Raw genomic sequence first — 13995 nt, 5'->3', positions numbered from 1 at the left:
GCACGTCAACCAGCGGGCTTTTCCGTCGTCAAATCCTTTTCAAATGCGACAAGGCCCAAAAGAGCGCTCAGTTTGATGAGGCACGGTACGCCCGCATAGGTGAGGCTGAGAAGAAAGCCGAGCTGCGCGGTAAGGACTGTGCCGGGCTGGTATCCGAACAGGCCCAGGAGCGGCAACGTGAGCCCGGTGGCAAGCGCAAGTCCGGACTTGGACAGAAATGCCATGATCGCGAACAGACGCGAGGCTTCACTCTGGCGCCGGTCCGCGTCGATGTGGTCGGCCAGGATGGCGGGCGGCAGGGCAAGGTCGGCTCCGAGCGCCAGGCCGGACAGGGCGCAGACAAAGGCATAGGCCGTCAGATCGCCCTGCTGAAGCAGCGCCGCCCAGCAGAAGGTGAGGATGGCACCTGCAAGCGACACCTGCCAGGCCCGGATCTTGCCGAAGCGGCGGGCAACACGTGTCCAGAGCGGCATGGAGATCACGCCGGAGAGGAAATAGACGAGCAAAAACAGACCCGCATAGCTTTCGCCGCCGAGCCGGTCGCGGATGAAGAACAGCACAAGCACGGCCGGGATGGCACTGGCGAAAATGTTGAGAAATACAAGGCCGAAGAACAGGCGCCGCCATCTGTCCCGCAATAGGGACCGCCACCCCATCACCGGCCTGTCTGTTTGCGGCGTTTCAAGCGGCGCCGACCGCATCCAGCGCAACAGCAGCCATAGGGCGACAGCCAGTAGTGGCAGATATCCGAGCGTTACATAGAAGAAGGACGTTTCGATGCCGATGCTTGTTGCCAGGGCGGTTGGCAGAACGGATGCAACGAGCAGACCGGCAAGCCCGAAACCTTCGCGCGTTGCCGTGATCGGCGTCCTGTCAGATGCTCTTGTTTTCCAGAGCCCACCAAGTGTCTGGTAGTTGATCGTCACGACTGAAAAGCCGGTGGTGCAGATAAGGACGGAGGCGGCGAACCAGACGAGCGGGGCGTCTTTGCTTGGATGAAACAGCATCCAGAAGCCAGCACCGAGCAGAAACGCCCCGAAAGCAAGGACGGCGCTGCGCCAACGGTGGAACCGGTCGCTGAGACTGCCGATAAAAGGGTCCTGAATGGCATCCAGCAGGCGCAAGGCCAGGAGAATGGTTCCAAGCGTTGCCACCGGTTGCTGCAGTGTCACGGCATAAAAGTCCGGGGCGTGCAGGTAGATCGGCAGACCGGCGAAAGCCAGCGGAAAAGCCATTATTCCATAAGCGGCAAGGCCGGAGAACGTTACGCTTCCGGCATCACCGGTCTCGCACTGCTGTGGCATATCACCAGCCGACAGTTGTGCCGTCACGAACCGGACCCGACCAGCTTTGCGCGTAATTGAGGGTCACGTGTGTTGTTGCCCAGCCAGATCGCGAAGAATTTCCTGGTGAAGGCCGGATCGGCGATCGTTCCGAGCTTTTGGTTGCCGAGATAGAACTCGGCCTGACCACTGTTGGTGCGCACACCCGTGATCGACTGGCCGGAGGTCACATTCGGAAACAGGGCCTCCATCTGGGCCTGCCACTTTGCGAGCTGAGCGTCCGAAACGCCTCCCTGCCGCCGGATCTCCTTGACCGAGCTTTCGGCAATCTGCTTGCCCTTGAAGGTGCGCAGATAAGTGAGCTTCAAGGCAAAAGGGGCCGACGGTCTGTAGTTTCCCTGAGGGGCGTAGAGTTCCGCGTCGAACACCTTGAAACCGAGAAAGGTCATCCGGCCCTTGCCAACCAGTTCGGCGGATGGCAACAGCCTTGCCGCCGAGCCAAGGTCGGCCAGGGCAGAGCCGCCGGGTATTGCGACAATCAATGCCAGGAGCACCGCAACGGCAACCCCCCGACGCCGAAACGTGTGTGTCTTCATTTGAGGAAACATCGAACACTCCTCCAAAGATCTTTTCATGAGCCCAGCCTGAATGGATCTACGAGGAAACGGCGCAGCCGGATTAGTTGCGGCCAAAAGCTCTCCGCAGGAGCCAGCTTCCCGCGAGGCGTTTTTTTGCAACGGGACGGCAAGTTTTCCGGCTGTCATGTTTTCTTCGATTTCGCGATGCAGTATAGTGGTGGAAAGCATGGGCCGGCTGCGGACGCTGCGTCATTGGATATGATGGCATCGGGTGCGGAGCAGGGCTGGCAACATGCAGCCGGAGGATTTGTCCGGCACAGTTTCCAATCCCCTGGTGAGACCGCATCGTGCGGACCCTGAGGCGTCAGCTTGGACGATTGTCATGAGTGAGATCGAATTCAAACCGAAGTTGAAGCAGAAGACCAAGGTACAGCGGCCAAAGCTCTACAAGGTGATGCTTCTGAACGATGACTATACGCCTCGGGAATTCGTTGTCCTGATCCTGAAGGCGGAGTTCCGTCTGGACGCATCCCAGGCGGAAGTCGTGATGATGACCGCGCACCAGAAGGGGATTTGCGTTGTTTCCGTCTATCCCAGGGACGTCGCGGAAACCAAGGCAACGCGAGCCATTGATGCTGCGGTTCAGCTTGGTTATCCGCTGCAGTTCACCGTTGAGCCGGAATGAGCCCACGCGTGGTGGACCCTTCAACTAGCATTTCGACACGACAAGGGTCGGCCTTATGCCGTCGCTCGAACGAAGACTTTCCTTTTTCGACAAGTATCTGAAATTGCTCGATTCTTTTGAAGTCAGACACGCCGGAGCGTTTATCGTTTCCGGCAAATGCAGCCGACGGGTCGCCATCCGGGCAGGCTGAAATCCATGGTCCCGCGGCAACCTGCCGGCAGGCGACTGGCACGATATCTGCTGTTTATGCACTCAAATGCTGCATTTATCGGGATTTGTGCCAATATGGAACATTGTTCAAAGACGGTTGCTCCGAAACAGAACATTTCCTTTCGCAAGATTGTTGTGACCGGTGGCCTGGGTTTTATCGGGTCGAAGGTATTCAAGCGTATCGCCCGCATGGCGAATGTCGCCGAGGTGGTAATCCTGGACAGGGTCTCCTACGCGGCTGATTTCCGGCGTCTCGCGCCCCAGGGCGAGGCGGGGGACCTGCCGGTTATTCGCGGCGATATCCGCTCGCCAATCGATGTTGCTGCGGCGATGCATGAATGCGATGCCGTTGTTCATCTGGCGGCCGAGACCCATGTGCCCCGGTCCTTCACCAACCCGGAGCTTTTCTTCGACGTCAATGTCACCGGCACTGAAACGCTCTTGCAGGGAGCGCAGGACGCCGGTGTGAAGCATTTCATTCACATCAGTACTGACGAGGTCTACGGCCCCGTGATGGATGAGACGCGTGAAACCGCTCCCATGCGGCCGACAACCCCCTACGCGACATCCAAGGCCATGGCCGAGGAAGCCGTCATGTTGGCGGCGCAGAGTGGTCTCAGGTCGACGATCCTGCGCCCGACCAATGCCGTCGGCACAGGACAGAACCCGGAAAAACTGTTTCCGCGCTTCATCATGCAGGCACTGAAAGGACAGCGGCTGACGGTCGAAGGCACCGGCACCCAGGAACGCAGCTTTCTGCCTGTCGGCGATCTGGCCGCCGCAATCTGTCTCCTGCTCAACACACAGGACGAAAAACCGCTCGAGATCTTCAACGTTTCCGGAGAAGAGGACTTGTCGGTGCTGGAAGTTGCACGGCGGGTTTCCGGTATTACGGGCATCGCCACCGGCCTGCATTTTATCCGGGACCGCGAGACGAACGATGCGGCCTACAGGATTGACGACAGCCGGTTGCGCTCTCTCGGATACCGCCAGAAGAGCTCTGTCGATCAGGAACTGCGTGCGATCTTTCGGGAAATGCGTGCCCGCGTCCGCCGTTTCGCCGACGAGGAAAGGTTCTAGATGCTGAATCTGCCGACCGCGGCGGCACCTCAGCCGATCCGATTTCATTCAACCCATATTCCGCCCGCCACATATGATGCAGTCGCAACGGCACTGAGCAGCAAGCACCTGCGCGCCGGCGGCAGCTATTGCCGGAAGGCGAAGGCGCTCGTGAGCCAGCATGTCGGCCATGACCACGTGTTCCTCACCAATTCCTGCACCTCCGCACTGGAGATCGCGGCATTGGCGCTGGACATCGGGCCGGACGACGAGGTCATCGTTCCCTCGTTCACCTTCTGCGCAACCGCCACCGCCTTTGCCCGCAAAGGCGCGCAGATTGTGCTGGCCGACATAAATCCGGCAACGATGATGGTGACACCGGAAACGCTGGAAGCGCGGCTGACCAGCCGGACCCGGGCCGTGGTCGTGGTGCATTATGGCGGAGCGGCGGCGCTAATGGCCGGGATCAGGGAGCTGTGCGAGCGGCGCGGCATCGTCATCATCGAGGATGCCGCCCAAGCCTTTGGCGCGAAGCAGGATGGCCGCGCCGTTGGGACCAGTGGTCTCTTTGCCGCTTATTCCTTTCACGAAACCAAGATCATCAGTGCGGGTCACGGTGGCGCACTGGTGTTGAACAGCGACAATCCCCTCCTGCGCGAGCGCGTTGAAGAGCTGCTGGCGCGCGGCACGAATTTTCCCGCTTTCGCCCGGCGGGAAGTGAACCACTATGAATGGACGTCCGTCTCGTCCAGTTTCGAGATGCCGGACCTGAATGCGGCCCTGCTGTACAGCCAGCTGGCGCATACAAGGGAAATTCTCCTGAAAAGCCGTGCGGTCTGGGCCTATTACGAGAAATCCCTGCGCGGATTGCCGATCGAGATCCTGCGGCCGGTGGACGGGACACGGGCCAACGGCTATTCCTTTGCCTTCCTCGCAGGGGATCGGGAAACGGCGAACCGTCTGCTGCGAGGCTCTGCGAGCCTGGGGCTCGGCATGCAATCGCACTACAAGCCGTTGCATCTTTCCAGGTTCGCAGGCCAGAACCTGGCGGGCAGTTGCCCTGGTGCCGAACAGTCCTGGGAACGGCTGGTGCGTCTGCCGGTACACATGGACCTGAGCACAGGCGATGCGGCCAGGATCTGTGAATTCCTGACAGCGGAACTGGGCTGAAACAACCCCTTACTCGCGGTTGTCGGCGGATACGGTTCGTTTGAGCAGAACGGCCATTGTCTTCATTGCAAGCTGAACATGGGACAGGTAGCCGGCCTCCTCGAAATAGGCCGTGTCGCGTGCTAGCCGTTCGGGCAGGATTTCCCGCGCATATACCGCCTCGGCATCTGCCGCGCCTTCGATCCGCCGCAGGTTGGTCAGAGCCCACAGGGTGCCCGGGCTGATCAGGCCCGGCAGGAAGTGAAGGGACCTCCGCATGTCGTCGTCGTAGAAACGGGCGACAATGCCGGGGTCTTCCGGCCTTGGTCCGAAAAACGCCATGTCTCCCTGCAGGATGTTCAGGAGTTGTGGCAGCTCGTCCAGCTTGGTGTTTCTCAGGAACTTGCCGATGGGGGTGATGCGGTTGTCGCCTACCTCCGTGATCGCGCCGGCATGGCTTGTGCCGGGGCGCATGGTTCGGAACTTCATCATGGCGAAGGTACTACCGCCCAGGCCGGTTCGCCGGGCGATGAAAACCGGTGCCTTCCGGTCGGCAAGCCAGACAAGAATGGCAATGCCGGCCAGGAGCGGCGACAGCAGGATCAGGAGAAAGGCGGCAATTACCCTGGTCATCAAATCGTCAGTGCGCGGAGGGAGCAGCCGGATCATGCCCGGCCTGTCTGGTGCCGTTTGGGAAAACAGTCATTGAAAAACGAGACCCCGGACTTCAGAAGCCGGGGTCTTGTCTCTTCAAGAGAGCTGCAGCCGGGAGACAAACATCCGGCATCGCCGCATGTCAGTCGCGCAGCTTGACGATCTTGTCGTCGCTGCCGCCAGGTGTGGTGTCGTCCGGACCGTCGTCGTCAGACGCATCGGTATCGACGTCTGCCGGTTCGAATTCGGCTGACAACGGCTCGGTGATCCCAAGTTCTGCGGCCGGGTCGTAGCCTTCCGTAAGTCCGAGTTCTTCTGCCGGGCCACGGCCTTCCATCGCCATCTGGTAGTTCACGATGACCGACTTCAGCTGGACAATCTGCTCGTTGGCCGTATCGACCTGGATCTTGTAGCGCTGCAGGCGCTTGTTCTCTTCAATCAGGTCTTCCAGGTTGTCGGCATATTTCTGGTTCTGGTTGCGCTGGTGGTTCAGGTCCGTCAGGGCCGAGTTGTAGCGCAGGTTCAGTTCACGCAGCTTGGCGGTGGTCGCCATCAACTCGTTGCGGTCTTTTTCGTGGTTCTTCTGCGCGCTGTCGAGCAGGTGTTCAATTTCCTGCATGCGCTTGAGAAGATCGCGGCTGCGTTCCTTCAGTGTGGAGTTTTCGCGCGCCATTTCCTGCAACGACTGGGCGCCGATGCGGCGCTGGGACGAGAGGTTCTCGATTTCCGCGTTCAGCGCATAGACCTCATTGTCGTGCTTGCGCTGTTCTTCCTCAAGCCGGTTCTTGGCGTAGACCAGTTCCTGGTTGGCAACGTCCAGATGAGACTTGAGGTCGATGTTGTCGTTGCGGAATTCGCCCACCTCGCGCTTGACCGCTTCCAGCTCGCTGGTGACCTGGTTGTTCTTGCGCACTTCGTCTTCCAGCAGCTTGGCGCTTTCGGACAGGTTCTGCTGCAGTTCCTTTTCGCGGTGGCGCACTGCCTCCAGATCTGAGCCGAGGCTTTCGGCGTGTTTTTCCAGTGTCTCGAACTTGGCCTTCAGGTCGTTGAGCTTGCCGGTGAGGTCGGATACCTGGGAATTGGCTTCCACCAGCTTGGCGCTCTGCAGCCGGTATTCCTCGTTGACCTTCTTGTTGTTGTCGCGGATGGAGACGATGTCGTTACGGGCGGTTTCCAGCGCGGTACGGGTTTCGGTCGCGCGCTTGCGCAGCGAGTGCACTTCGGCCTGGGCGTCTTCCAGCTGGGTGGTAAGCGTCCTGACCTTGTGTTCGGCGTCCAGAAGGTCGGTGGAGATCTTGGCGTTTTCGGACTTCAGCCGGACCTCTGTCTCCACGGATGACCGGGAGCCTTCGAGGTACTCGGCCATCATGCGGATCGACGTCTGGCTTTCCGCCGCGAAGGCAGCCATCTGTTCGAAGGTCTGGTTGAGACCGCCTATCCGGGACTTGAGCCCGTCCAGGTGGTTCATCTTCTCCTGCATTTTCAGGGCGAACGGTGAAAGATGCTCAATATTGCTCTTTTCAGGGGCCTGCACGGTTTCCTGAATTTCGCTTGCCTCTGTCCCGGTCTCGACCCGCTGCTCCTGGTCACCGCCGGGGCGCGAGGATTTCGAGAAAATGCCCATTCCTGTCTCCTGACTGTCCCGCCGGCGCCGCCCGGCGGAAGATACGCAAAACTTTAACTCTTTATTAACCCATAAGCGCTGGCGGTTTCAACGACTCAGGGAAACCCGGCCGCAGAATACAGTGTGAAGTGTTACCCTCAAAAGACAGATATCCCCGGCATTTTAACGGATTTGCACCTATGGTTAACAACTGTGCCGGATTGCAACGGACAATACATGCCGCAAAGACATGTTGCGGGACGCTTCCAAAGTGCGAAGGAGAGGGGCATGACACCCGCTTATCTGATCTTCATGACCTTCATGACGCTGGCTTTTCTCCTTATGATCGCCGGTTATGTGAGCGCGCTGCTGTTCATCAAGCGTTTGAAGCTTCTGGAAGAGGCTGCGTTTTCTCCCCTCAAAGGCGTCGCCCTGTGGAAACGGATGTTTACCTCCAATGGTTTCGGAGAAGAGGCCGAGCCTGGGCGTCGGCGTATTGCACGGCTCTACCTGCTGGCGCTGGCAGCTTTTGCGATTGCCATCGCCCTGTTTTTCATATTGCCGGCCGTGCCGCGTTGATTGGGCATCTGTCGTGTTGCAGTTGACGCCAACTCGGCATTCAGCCGAAATGCCGGGGATTTCAGACTGTTTTCACGAGGACAGACATGCACCTTTTCATAAAGACATTCCTGTTGGGCCTGGTCCTTGTTTCTTTTTCCCACCTTCCGGCAGCCGCCTATCAGGTGTTTCATACCTACAGGATTGCGGGCAGCGATATTCTGGCAGTGACCCAAGCCGACAATGCTGACGAGGACCCGCTGGTCCTGTCCCTGAAGCTCGCCGTCGGCAGCGGTGAAACCACCAATCTGGCGATCGAGACAGACGGCGATATCTCCGAATGCAAGCTCCAGCTCGAAACCATCATGGGGTCCGGCTCGGCCTATGCGGAAATCGTCGTCGACATGAATGCCCAGACCATGAATGGGATCCTGATGATCCAGTGTGCCGTCTTTCACGGTCTGTTTGGTGACGGTCAGTAGGGCGGGGCCCTAGGATCTCTTACAGGGACGGTTTCAATCGCCGTCCGCCCGGATGTCGTGGGCCCCGCTCGCGCTGTGTTGGGCCGTGATGGCAATCAGTTTCCGGGTCTGCCAGCAACAGACGCCTGCCGGATCCCTCAATCTCCCATCTCGTCAATCGTCCAGCTCAGGGGCCAGCCCTCTGCCGGGCCCGTGATGCCGTCGCAGTCGGATTTTTCGAGATATTCCATCAAGGTGTATCTGCCGCTCTCCGCTTCGAATTCGTGACGCTCGAAAGTGCCGCAGTCGTAGTTGGGTGAATGGTAGGTAGTGCCGGTCACAAGGCCGCTGTCCGGGTCGAAGAACAGATTGTTGACCAGCGCATGGTTGGGCTGGTTGAAGCCCGGAGGCGTTTCGAAGTCCTGCCATTCGTCCAGCGAGGGATTGAAGGGAATATGGGTTGCCATGTAGTAGGGCACGTTGACGTCGGCCATCTGGCAGGGAACGACCCAGGTCTCGACATCGCCTTCGGCGTAATATTGCGCACCGAAGGCGGGCACGGTCTCTTCCAGCTGACAGTCCAGCGTACGGTAGCCCATCATCTGGATTTCGTCCGGGATCTCGTTGACCGAATACACCTGACCGCGCGGGCCGCGGTCGATGCCACTGTTGTTGGTTTCCTCAGACGGCATGATCGGTGGTGGCAGATCGTCCACTGGCGCTTCTGCAACCGTTTCGGCAGGAGCAGGAGCTGGAGCTGGAGCCGGATCTGTCGCTGCCGGTGATGAAACCGGTGCGGCGGCAATGCCGGTGGCCTTTTCCGACGGCAATCCACCCCAGGCCACGATGGCATCCTGCCGGCCGATGCGGCCCTGAACGTCATCGATTTTCAAGAGCGCGTGGGTGATGCCACTGAGCGAGACCCAATAGGTGATCGTGCCGGTGCTGCCGCCATATTCGATCTGGATCGATGCGTCCTGGCCTAGGCGCAGGTTTTCGATCAGGTCCCGGTCGGCGTCACCGCCGAAGGTCATCTCGTTGCCCGTATAGACCTTGGCCGCCTTGCCGAAGAAGCCGACATTGTCCTCGTCGCCTTCGATCTCGATCCGGGCACGCAGGCCGGTTTCGAGGGGCGTTTTGGGCCGCAAGGTTACAAAAACCTGGGCATCGGGCTTGGCGCTGCGCTCTACCTTCAGCCGGAACGGTTCGTCATTGGAACCGGTACCTTCGGTTTCCGCGATGCAGTAATTCTTGTCGTTACAGCGCACCGACCATTTACCGAATTCGGTCCGGTCTTGTTGTGCGACGGCCGGTCCGGCAAGAACCAGCGATAATGACGCGCAGGCAAGTATTCGATTGATCAAGTCAGCCCCCTCTGACAGTGCCGGTCCATCGCCGGCCCCCGCACCACAATGCCGCTGCGTGAAGGGATGTCAATCGAGCGAAAGACGGATGCGCATATCGCAGGTGGCAGTGCGAAGGAATTGTCATGTTTGAGAAAACGACGTTGGAACAAAAGCTCAAGTCACTTGTTTTCCAGTGAGGACACCTGACCGTAACCGGTTCGGGGAGGTTCGCCCGGGGGGCGAGAGGATGAAAAGAATGACGTCGACACTGCTTCGAAATTCAACGGCCATGGCACTTGTACTGGCTATCGGCCTGCCGCTGCAGCCCGGGCTTCCGCGTGCCCAGGAAAAGATAGTGGATTGTGCGGCCAATCCGAACCAGGAGGGCTGTCTGACAGAAGGGGCAGCCCCTGCAGAAGAGGCTCCTGCTGATGCTGAGGGGGCCGCCGAGGAAGCTCCCGCGGAGGAGGCCCCAGCTGCGGAAACTCCGGCCGAGCCTGCGGTGACCGAGGGAGCGGCTGAAGAGACCGCACCAGAGGCAGTGCAGGAAGTTCAGCCCGAGGCGTCGGAACCAGCCGCGACCGAGGAAGCACAGCCCGAGGAAAAGCCGACAGCCCCAGTTGAGGAAGCTGCACCCGTCGAGGAAGCTTCTCCCGCCGAGAAACCGGCAGCTCCTGTCGAGGAAACAGCTCCGGTGGAAAAACCCGCGACTGCCGAAGAGACCACCGCACCGGAAGCAAAACCGGCTGCTCCGGTGGAGGAAACAGCACCTGCGGAAAAGCCTGCGGTTGAACCGTCTTCCGAACAGCCGGCTGCAGAGCAGCCTGCGGATGCCGAGACGGATGCGGAGGCCGGACAGACGGACACTACGGAAAGCCCGGAATCAACGGCGGATGCGCCAAAGGCTGCGGCCGAAGACCAGCCCGCCGACGCGATTGCCGCAGAAGAACCCACTGCCCAGGAAAGCACCGAGACGAGCGCCGGGGAACCCGCACCGGCTGACGCCACTTCCGCAGAGCCGGCGCCGGAAAAAGCCACCACAGAACAACCTGACGCAACCCAACAAACCGCGGACCAGCCGCAGACGTCTGAAGAGGCGGCTCCTCTCGCTGCCCCGGTTGAAGCCACCGCGGCGGATGAAACCGTGACCGAAGAGCCGGGTGAGCCGATCAAGGCCCAGTCGGCTGCACCGTCGGAAGAACCGGCTGCCGTCGTCTCGGACGACGCAACCGAAGCACAGCAGGCGGAAATCAAGGCCAAGGAAGAACGCCGCCGCGACAAAGCCCGCGACCGCAGGCTGGAACTGCTCGGCGCTGCGGCTGTAGGTGTCGGGGTCGGGATGCTGATCCCCGCGCTTGGCGGCAAGGTGGTCGAGGATCAGGGTGACCGGATCATCGTCGAGCGCGATGGCGAATATTTCGTGCGAAAGGACGAAAGCAGCCTGCTGCGTTACGGCGATGACGAATATCACGCCGAACGCCTGCGTGGCGGCCGGACGCGCGAAACTGTCACCCGGCAGAATGGCGTGAAGATCATCACCATCCGCGACGAGGGGGGATACGTTCTCTACCGTTCGCGTCTCCTTCCGGATGGCCGCGAATATGTGCTGATCGACAATCGGGAGTACAACCATCGCCGCCGGAACTATGATCGCGAGCTGCCGCCCTTGAGGGTTGGTATCCCGCGTGACCGCTACATCGTGCCGGCGGGCCGGGCGAACTATGACGAGATCTACCGGACGTTCGCAGCTCCTCCGGTGGAGCAGGTGGAACAGGCCTATTCCCTGCGCGACATTCGTGAAAGCGAACGGCTGCGCGACAAGGTGCGCCGGGTGGATCTGGACACGATCACCTTCAACACCGGCAGTGCCGTCGTGCGCCAGAGTCAGGTGCCGCTGCTGGAAGATATCGCCCGCGCGTCGCAGGCCCTGATCGACCAGGATCCGACAACGGTGCTGCTGATCGAAGGACACACGGATGCGGTCGGGTCGGATGTCTCGAACCTTGCATTGTCTGACCGCCGGGCGGAAACCGTCGCCCGCATTCTGGCGGACGTCTATGGCGTGTCGCCGGAAAACATGGTCGTTCAGGGCTATGGCGAGGACTATCTGAAGATCGACACGCAAGGCGCGGAAGAGCGCAACCGCCGCGTGACGATCCGCAACATCACCCCGCTGTTGAGCGTCAGAAATCAGTAATGGCAGTCGACCTGCCTTGATTTGGTGGGGCCTCCCGCGTTGGAAACAACGCGGGAGATAACGAGCGGGCTCCGGCAGTGCCGGAGCCCGTTTTGCATGCCCCCGGGAACGCGAAAAGTCCGTTCACCTTACGTTAGCGGTGGTTCTCCGCCGGTCCGACGGTTAAACTTGCGCGTATCTGCCCGGTTCTGCGGGCACGCGTTTCGTGCAACGGGAGCCCGGCGCCCATGAAGTTCCTTCCGGCTTTTCTGACCAGCCTCATGTTGTCCCTGATGGTGGTGTCTCCAGCTGGTGCTGCCCAAAAGGTGGCGCTGATCATCGGCAATTCGCATTATCTCAACGTCAGCCCGCTCGACAATCCGGTCCGCGATGCGGATCTGGCAGGCAGAACCTTCAAGGCGCTGGGGTTTGACAACCAGGTGGTGCTGGACGCTGACACGGACGGCCTGCGGCAGGCGCTTCGGGAGTTCCAGACGGCCTCGGCAGACGCGGAAGTCGCTGCCATCTTCTTTGCCGGCCATGGGGTGCAGGCCGCCAACGTCAACTACCTGCTGGCCACGGACACGGGTGCGGAAAACAAGGCGATCTTCGAAAACACCGCCGTGCGCATGGAAGAATTCCTCGCCGCCTATGCGCAGAGCGCCAGGGTCAAGCTGCTGATCGTCGATGCCTGCCGTGACAATCCATTCGCCTCCACCCGTTCGCTGGAGAAGATCTTCGACCCGGCCGCCAAGGGGCTTTCCCGGGTCAACCATCAGCTTCAGGACCTGATGGTGATTTACTCGGCCCAGCCGAACCACCGGGCATATGATGGGGAGGGAAGCAACAGCCCGTTCATGGAAGCCTTCTCCAGCGTTCTGACAGCCAGGGAAAACGTGCAGCTGAGTGATGCGCTGATCGACATTACCAATTTCGTGCGTACGAAGACGGCCGACAAACAGCTCCCCTACACCGAGGGCACGCTGTCCGTGCATGTGCAACTGACCCTGGAACAGCCCCTGGAAAAAGCCCCGGAGCCGGAGGTCTGTCCGGCAGACGGCAAGGTGATCGCCCTGGAAGATGTCGAGGACTACATGGAGTTCGAGGCCGGCCCCGAGAGCCTGATCGTCAACGACAAGGGCAAGCCCCTGCTGGAAGTCTGTCTCCACGACGGGGCGATCCTGGTCCACGGCAGCTACGACGAGACGTTCTCTCCGGCAGACCTGCGCAACGCGGAAAACGAAGGCTCAGGCTATTATTTCAAGACTCAGGACGGCAACGACGCCCACCTGTGGTTCTACGCCGACCCGGACGACCCCAAGGCCGTCACCCAGGTTGGTGTCTACGTCAACGACCAGGAAATCACCTGGATCACGACCGGTTGGGTGTTCTGAGAGCCTGGGTCTTCTCGGCAGGCAAGGCCTCCAATTCTCGACTCGGCACCGCACGTTCATTCCTCCGTCATTGCAGGGCTTGCCCCTGCAATCCATACCGTGCGTTCTCGACAAACGAGGCTTTTCAATCTGGCAACGGCACGGCGTGGCCCCCTTGGTCTAGCCATGGGAAGACGAAGAAACGGACCTTTACGGGCAGACCACCCCGGTCATGTAGAGCGAAACAAGCCGGAAATTCGGGGGCCACTCGCCTGTGATCTTCCTGCATTGACATTCCCGACAGGTCCGGCTCATGTGGCGGCGCCGGAGCGGCCGGGAAACGGATCGGTTCGGCATCTGGGCTTGGTTGACGCCTCGTCTGCCTGACCGGCGGCACGACCAAGACAACAAGATTTTTCAAGAGGTTCCCATGAGACTGACCGCCCCTTCATTGCTGGTATTCCTGATTTCCCTGGTTCTGTTCGTCTACGCCGTCCTGCCCCTCGCCGGTGTGGCCGTTCCGGCCATCGGCATTTCGACGATCTATATCCTGATTGCCTCCTGGGTGGTGCTGGCCGCCGGCGTCTTGTTCAAGGGGATCTGAGCGGGGGACAGCCCCCGGCAGGACGTTGAGCGAGCTGCGCTTGCACAGATGTCCGGAATGACGGTGGGGGGAGGCATTCGACCTCCTCACAGCTACATACTTCCACCGTCATTGCAGGGCTCAACCTTGCAATCCATGCCATGCCTTTTCGGGAAACGAGGCCTCTCGGTGTGGCCAAGTAACGGCATGGATCCCATGGTCAAGCCATGGGATGACGACACGGACCTTAACAAAACGGGCGACCACCTCGGTCGCC

13 protein-coding genes are annotated in these 13995 nt (G+C 60.2%); 8 read left to right on the top strand and 5 right to left on the bottom strand.

The window, feature by feature from the left end:
• Positions 1-5: 5 nt before the first annotated feature.
• Both ACYQ54_RS06205 and ACYQ54_RS06200 read right to left on the bottom strand, forming a co-directional pair.
• Positions 6-1304, bottom strand: a complete 1299-nt coding sequence (locus tag ACYQ54_RS06205) for an MFS transporter (protein ID WP_460080308.1) — start codon at positions 1302-1304, stop codon at positions 6-8.
• A 23-nt stretch (positions 1305-1327) separates the two neighbouring features.
• Positions 1328-1891, bottom strand: a complete 564-nt coding sequence (locus ACYQ54_RS06200; RefSeq protein WP_460080306.1) for a chalcone isomerase family protein — start codon at positions 1889-1891, stop codon at positions 1328-1330.
• A 352-nt stretch (positions 1892-2243) separates the two neighbouring features.
• Here ACYQ54_RS06200 and clpS point away from each other — a divergent pair, with 352 nt between their 5' ends.
• From clpS to ACYQ54_RS06185, 3 genes are all read left to right on the top strand, one after another.
• Positions 2244-2546 (top strand): ATP-dependent Clp protease adapter ClpS, encoded by a 303-nt coding sequence (clpS, locus tag ACYQ54_RS06195; RefSeq protein ID WP_460080304.1) that lies wholly within the window; start codon positions 2244-2246, stop codon positions 2544-2546.
• A gap of 285 nt (positions 2547-2831) precedes the next feature.
• Positions 2832-3836, top strand: coding sequence for an NAD-dependent epimerase/dehydratase family protein (locus ACYQ54_RS06190; protein ID WP_460080302.1), 1005 nt, complete (start codon positions 2832-2834; stop codon positions 3834-3836).
• Positions 3837-4985 carry an aminotransferase class V-fold PLP-dependent enzyme gene (locus ACYQ54_RS06185; protein WP_460080300.1) on the top strand — a complete coding sequence of 383 codons (1149 nt, stop codon included), beginning with the start codon at positions 3837-3839 and terminating at the stop codon, positions 4983-4985.
• A gap of 9 nt (positions 4986-4994) precedes the next feature.
• On the opposite strand, the gene ACYQ54_RS06180 is transcribed toward ACYQ54_RS06185, so the two are convergent.
• Together ACYQ54_RS06180 and ACYQ54_RS06175 are read right to left on the bottom strand one after the other, a co-directional pair.
• Positions 4995-5597: a sugar transferase gene (locus ACYQ54_RS06180; protein ID WP_460080298.1), complete on the bottom strand. Its 603-nt coding sequence runs from the start codon at positions 5595-5597 to the stop codon at positions 4995-4997.
• A 163-nt stretch (positions 5598-5760) separates the two neighbouring features.
• A complete protein-coding gene (locus tag ACYQ54_RS06175; RefSeq protein WP_460080296.1) occupies positions 5761-7242 on the bottom strand; it encodes a hypothetical protein in 1482 nt (493 codons plus the stop codon).
• A 267-nt stretch (positions 7243-7509) separates the two neighbouring features.
• Between ACYQ54_RS06175 and ACYQ54_RS06170 the strand changes: the two genes are divergently transcribed.
• Both ACYQ54_RS06170 and ACYQ54_RS06165 read left to right on the top strand, forming a co-directional pair.
• The gene (locus ACYQ54_RS06170) at positions 7510-7800 is read left to right on the top strand and encodes a hypothetical protein (RefSeq protein ID WP_460080295.1); all 291 of its coding nucleotides are present in this window, start codon (positions 7510-7512) and stop codon (positions 7798-7800) included.
• 86 nt (positions 7801-7886) lie between these two features.
• A complete protein-coding gene (locus ACYQ54_RS06165; protein WP_460080294.1) occupies positions 7887-8261 on the top strand; it encodes a hypothetical protein in 375 nt (124 codons plus the stop codon).
• Positions 8262-8398: 137 nt separating this feature from the next.
• Here the strand turns inward: ACYQ54_RS06165 and ACYQ54_RS06160 are convergent, their stop codons facing one another.
• Complete coding sequence (locus ACYQ54_RS06160) at positions 8399-9604, bottom strand: DUF1176 domain-containing protein (RefSeq protein WP_460080292.1); 1206 nt, start codon at positions 9602-9604, stop codon at positions 8399-8401.
• Positions 9605-9842: 238 nt separating this feature from the next.
• Here ACYQ54_RS06160 and ACYQ54_RS06155 point away from each other — a divergent pair, with 238 nt between their 5' ends.
• The 3 genes from ACYQ54_RS06155 (at position 9843) to ACYQ54_RS06145 (ending at position 13739) form a co-directional block, all read left to right on the top strand.
• A complete protein-coding gene (locus ACYQ54_RS06155; protein ID WP_460080290.1) occupies positions 9843-11783 on the top strand; it encodes an OmpA family protein in 1941 nt (646 codons plus the stop codon).
• 227 nt (positions 11784-12010) lie between these two features.
• Positions 12011-13156, top strand: coding sequence for a caspase family protein (locus ACYQ54_RS06150; RefSeq protein WP_460080289.1), 1146 nt, complete (start codon positions 12011-12013; stop codon positions 13154-13156).
• A 409-nt stretch (positions 13157-13565) separates the two neighbouring features.
• Positions 13566-13739, top strand: a complete 174-nt coding sequence (locus tag ACYQ54_RS06145) for a hypothetical protein (protein WP_460080286.1) — start codon at positions 13566-13568, stop codon at positions 13737-13739.
• Positions 13740-13995 lie beyond the last annotated feature (256 nt).

Source organism: Roseibium sp. LAB1 (assembly GCF_054658235.1).
This window is presented reverse-complemented; position numbering and strand designations above follow the sequence as displayed.

Excerpts from the sequence above, each read along its gene's own strand:
- ACYQ54_RS06205 (WP_460080308.1), bottom strand. The coding sequence starts at position 1,304 with ATGCCACAGCAGTGCGAGACCGGTGATGCCGGAAGCGTAACGTTCTCC.
- ACYQ54_RS06200 (WP_460080306.1), bottom strand. The coding sequence starts at position 1,891 with ATGTTTCCTCAAATGAAGACACACACGTTTCGGCGTCGGGGGGTTGCC.
- clpS (WP_460080304.1), top strand. The coding sequence starts at position 2,244 with ATGAGTGAGATCGAATTCAAACCGAAGTTGAAGCAGAAGACCAAGGTA.
- ACYQ54_RS06190 (WP_460080302.1), top strand. The coding sequence starts at position 2,832 with ATGGAACATTGTTCAAAGACGGTTGCTCCGAAACAGAACATTTCCTTT.
- ACYQ54_RS06185 (WP_460080300.1), top strand. The coding sequence starts at position 3,837 with ATGCTGAATCTGCCGACCGCGGCGGCACCTCAGCCGATCCGATTTCAT.
- ACYQ54_RS06180 (WP_460080298.1), bottom strand. The coding sequence starts at position 5,597 with ATGACCAGGGTAATTGCCGCCTTTCTCCTGATCCTGCTGTCGCCGCTC.
- ACYQ54_RS06175 (WP_460080296.1), bottom strand. The coding sequence starts at position 7,242 with ATGGGCATTTTCTCGAAATCCTCGCGCCCCGGCGGTGACCAGGAGCAG.
- ACYQ54_RS06170 (WP_460080295.1), top strand. The coding sequence starts at position 7,510 with ATGACACCCGCTTATCTGATCTTCATGACCTTCATGACGCTGGCTTTT.
- ACYQ54_RS06165 (WP_460080294.1), top strand. The coding sequence starts at position 7,887 with ATGCACCTTTTCATAAAGACATTCCTGTTGGGCCTGGTCCTTGTTTCT.
- ACYQ54_RS06155 (WP_460080290.1), top strand. The coding sequence starts at position 9,843 with ATGACGTCGACACTGCTTCGAAATTCAACGGCCATGGCACTTGTACTG.
- ACYQ54_RS06150 (WP_460080289.1), top strand. The coding sequence starts at position 12,011 with ATGAAGTTCCTTCCGGCTTTTCTGACCAGCCTCATGTTGTCCCTGATG.
- ACYQ54_RS06145 (WP_460080286.1), top strand. The coding sequence starts at position 13,566 with ATGAGACTGACCGCCCCTTCATTGCTGGTATTCCTGATTTCCCTGGTT.